Consider the following 3,313-nt stretch of genomic DNA (forward strand, 5'->3'; position numbering starts at 1 on the left):
ATGTGTATTAGTATAAAAGTTCATTGAGTTTTCTCCCTTGGTTTGGTCGCCTATTAGGATAAACTCTGTTTATGCTGATAGGGAGGAGGCTCAATGATTATCAAACCACTCAAGGCGCTCGCGCTGCTCACTGGGACGCTAATCCATGGGCTGCGTCACTTCGTTCCTAATTTTAGCCCATGCATTATCGCCCCTTAGTGGGAAGTTATGAGACCAGGAAACTTTTTAAAATGGATGTTGTTTCAATAATTCTTATCGTACTTTGTCTTTTAAATCTAAGTGTCTGTGTTTTTTTGTCACAAAGAGAGGACTTGGAAATTGTCCAAAAAGTTGCTCAGATCATAATAGTCTGGTTTGTTCCCTTTCTGGGCGCTCTTGGTTTATATGCTTTCCACCGAAGCCAAGACAAAGATGTCAGTAAACCTTTTAAGGGAAAATTTGGAGGCGGAGACAATGGTAGCAGCCACACGAGTACCGGAGATTAAACAATATGTCCTCGCGTAACAATACAAAGCACTTTTTGGGTAAGTCACATAACAAGGCGCTTAACACGTTCCCTCCGGTCACTGGGACACAAACACGCAGGCGGCTTCGCCATTATCGCCTGCCTGTTTGTGCCCCATATTTAAGTGTTATGTGCTAAAAGGAATTTGAAAATGCGTCTCTCTTTATTAATTACCTTGTTCTCATTTCAATGCATAGCTGCTTCAAATTCAGAGTTGCAAAAAGAACTTGTCTCCATGGCAAAAGCGGATCAAGAGGTCCGAAATAAAATAGCTTCCATCGGATGGAAAAAAGCGCCTTCTGATCTGCTAGAAAAATTGAGGCTTATCGATGCAAGAAACACCGATAGGCTGAATGAAATCGTTAAAAAGTACTCTTGGGTCACTGAAGACTTAGTCGGTAAAAAGGGTGTCTCAGCCGCATTTCTAATTGTTCAACATTCGCCAGACTACAAATTTCAGGAAGAAATGCTTCCACTTCTAGAGCAATCCTTCTTAAATGGCGAAGGCGTTACTGGTCAGGAGTTTGCCTTACTGACAGATAGAGTCTTAGTTCATCAGAATAAACCACAATTGTATGGAACCCAGTTAAACATCTTAAATGGTGAACTAGTTTTTGACCCGATTTTAGACAAAGAGAGTGTAAGTAAGAGAAGAGCAGAAGTCGGGCTTCCATCATTGGAAGAATACAAAAAAGTAGTTGCAGAGGCTTATGGCATGCCTGTGAAATGAATAGGCACGCACATAACAACTCAATCAACTCACTCACTGCGTCCGTTATTGAAAAGTTAGGCATTCAGGAGGAAACATGAAATTCATCTCTTTTTTATCTTTATTTTTATGGACAAGCCTATCAGTTGCTTCACCAGAATTGGATGAAGCCAAAGCTCTATTGCATACTATGAATGCAAAAGAGCAATACAAAGTTGTTGCAATTCAGGCTAAAGAGCAACTTGATTTAAACTCAGAACAAATGCTTCAATTTTCAGACAAAATCTACGAGGAAATGGCTAGGATATATTCAGAGGTATATACCCAAGAGGAACTGGAAGCGATTAGGCAATTTTACGAAAGCTCTGCTGGTCAGGCATTTTTAAATAAGAAGCCTCTGTTAACTGAGAAATATATGTCAGTTATTAACCAGCTAGCATCAGACTTCGTAGATTGAAATGCCTAACAAAGCGCTAAACTCGTTCCCTTCGGTCACTGGGACACAAACACGCGGCGGCTTCGCCATTCTCGCCGCATGTTCGTGCCCGTTAGCTTAGCGTTAGGCGTCAGGGAGTAACATGCCAAGATTAGATACACGATTAGAAGCAGAAGGCGCCGAATTCTTGGTTCTCGGTCAATTGTTGCTTCAACGGATAGCTTCTTATAAAACATATACGAATATGCCTGGTTACGATCTTGTTGCAACGAACCCAGAATCAAACAAATCAGCCATGATTCAGGTAAAGAGTAGATGGAGAACAGGTGCAGCCGGATTTCCAATCAAAAACTTTGATTGTGATTTTGTAGTAGTTGTCTTGCTCAACCGAGGCTCTAAAGATGGCAAAAAGGCTATCATGCCACCGAGATATTATGTTTTTCCTGTTCAAATTATTCAGAACGCTCCTCGCAGTGATAATTGGGGAAAGGTAAAACTTAAAGACATTCCTAATTATGAATCTTACGAAGACCGTTGGGATCAAATTGGCGCTTTTCTTGGCCAGTCTGCCGCCTAACAAACCAAGTCAGCGGGACAATTACATGCAGGCTCCCGTCACTTCGTTCCGTATTTTAGCCTGCATGTACTTGCCCCTGCTTGGGGCGTTATATTTTTCGGTGACAATTATGGACATAGTTACAACTGGAGTTGCTTTTCTAATAGGTGTAGCAACAGGCGCTGGAGTCACATACTTTGCCGATAAATATACCGATAAGAGACGAAATAAGGAAAAGAACAAACAAGATGCATCTCTTTTTGAAAAAATTTGGAATCAACACCTTCCACTTCTGAAAGAGATGAAAGAAGATTTAGAAAATCCTGATTTAATACATCACCGGAATTTTTATCTACTAGACAGCTCATGGATGTTCAACTTCGATGGTCCTTATCTTGTTTACTACATTGATAAACATTCAAGTCTAGAGCATCAAGTGGCCATCTTAGAGTCCCATGGCTTTGTAACGGAAACTTCGGAGCCCGGTAAAAATGTTCGCAGATTTCAATTTACAGAGCAGTTCGTTGAAAAACTGAGGGCGAAAAAAATATAACAAACCAAGTAAGCGGGACAATAACACGTGGGCTCCCGTCACTTCGTTCCGTATTATAGCCCACGTGTTATTGCCCCTTCTTGGGGCGTTATGTGCTTTAATGGAATATTCCAGTAATTTTCACTTTATTAGCTATCAGGAATGAACTTGAATGGATTCTTATGTCCTCGCCGATATTATAATCAAATGTATCGTTATTCTGGTTGGTGTATACCTTATCTTCCGAGGCAAGAATGCTAAAAATAGTTTAGGTTCTCAAAGAGAGCTGCTGCCTCCAAATACTATGATTATCATAGGAGCTTTAATCTGCGTCACCAACGCTTACTTTATATTTGAGGCTATTTTGTGAACGCACCTAACAAAAAAATTAAGTCACTCACTTCGTTCGCTGGGACGCATACATGCGGGGCGGCTTCGCCATTATGCCCCACGTGCCTGCGCCCGTTATTGAAAAGTTAGGTGCTCTCATGGATATAATAGAAATGGAGTTTCAGGATAGGTTGCCCTTTGGTTTTTCACTCCTCTGTAAAGTAGAAAACGAATTAGTGGGCAAG

Annotated in this window: 4 protein-coding genes; all 4 read left to right on the top strand. The window is 41.1% G+C overall.

The features are described 5' to 3' along the window. Positions 1–656 precede the first annotated feature (656 nt). Positions 657–1,235 carry a DUF6624 domain-containing protein gene (locus F0261_RS19640; protein WP_171338723.1) on the top strand — a complete coding sequence of 193 codons (579 nt, stop codon included), beginning with the start codon at positions 657–659 and terminating at the stop codon, positions 1,233–1,235. 76 nt (positions 1,236–1,311) lie between these two features. Continuing rightward, complete coding sequence (locus F0261_RS19645; protein WP_014979445.1) at positions 1,312–1,671, top strand: DUF2059 domain-containing protein; 360 nt, start codon at positions 1,312–1,314, stop codon at positions 1,669–1,671. A 121-nt stretch (positions 1,672–1,792) separates the two neighbouring features. Next, positions 1,793–2,227, top strand: coding sequence for a hypothetical protein (locus F0261_RS19650; protein WP_014979446.1), 435 nt, complete (start codon positions 1,793–1,795; stop codon positions 2,225–2,227). A 25-nt stretch (positions 2,228–2,252) separates the two neighbouring features. Next, a complete protein-coding gene (locus tag F0261_RS19655) occupies positions 2,253–2,759 on the top strand; it encodes a hypothetical protein (RefSeq protein WP_171338724.1) in 507 nt (168 codons plus the stop codon). Positions 2,760–3,313: the final 554 nt, after the last annotated feature.

The sequence above is a fragment of the Alteromonas sp. 07-89-2 genome (genome assembly GCF_013113925.1).
Classification (GTDB): domain Bacteria; phylum Pseudomonadota; class Gammaproteobacteria; order Enterobacterales; family Alteromonadaceae; genus Alteromonas; species Alteromonas macleodii.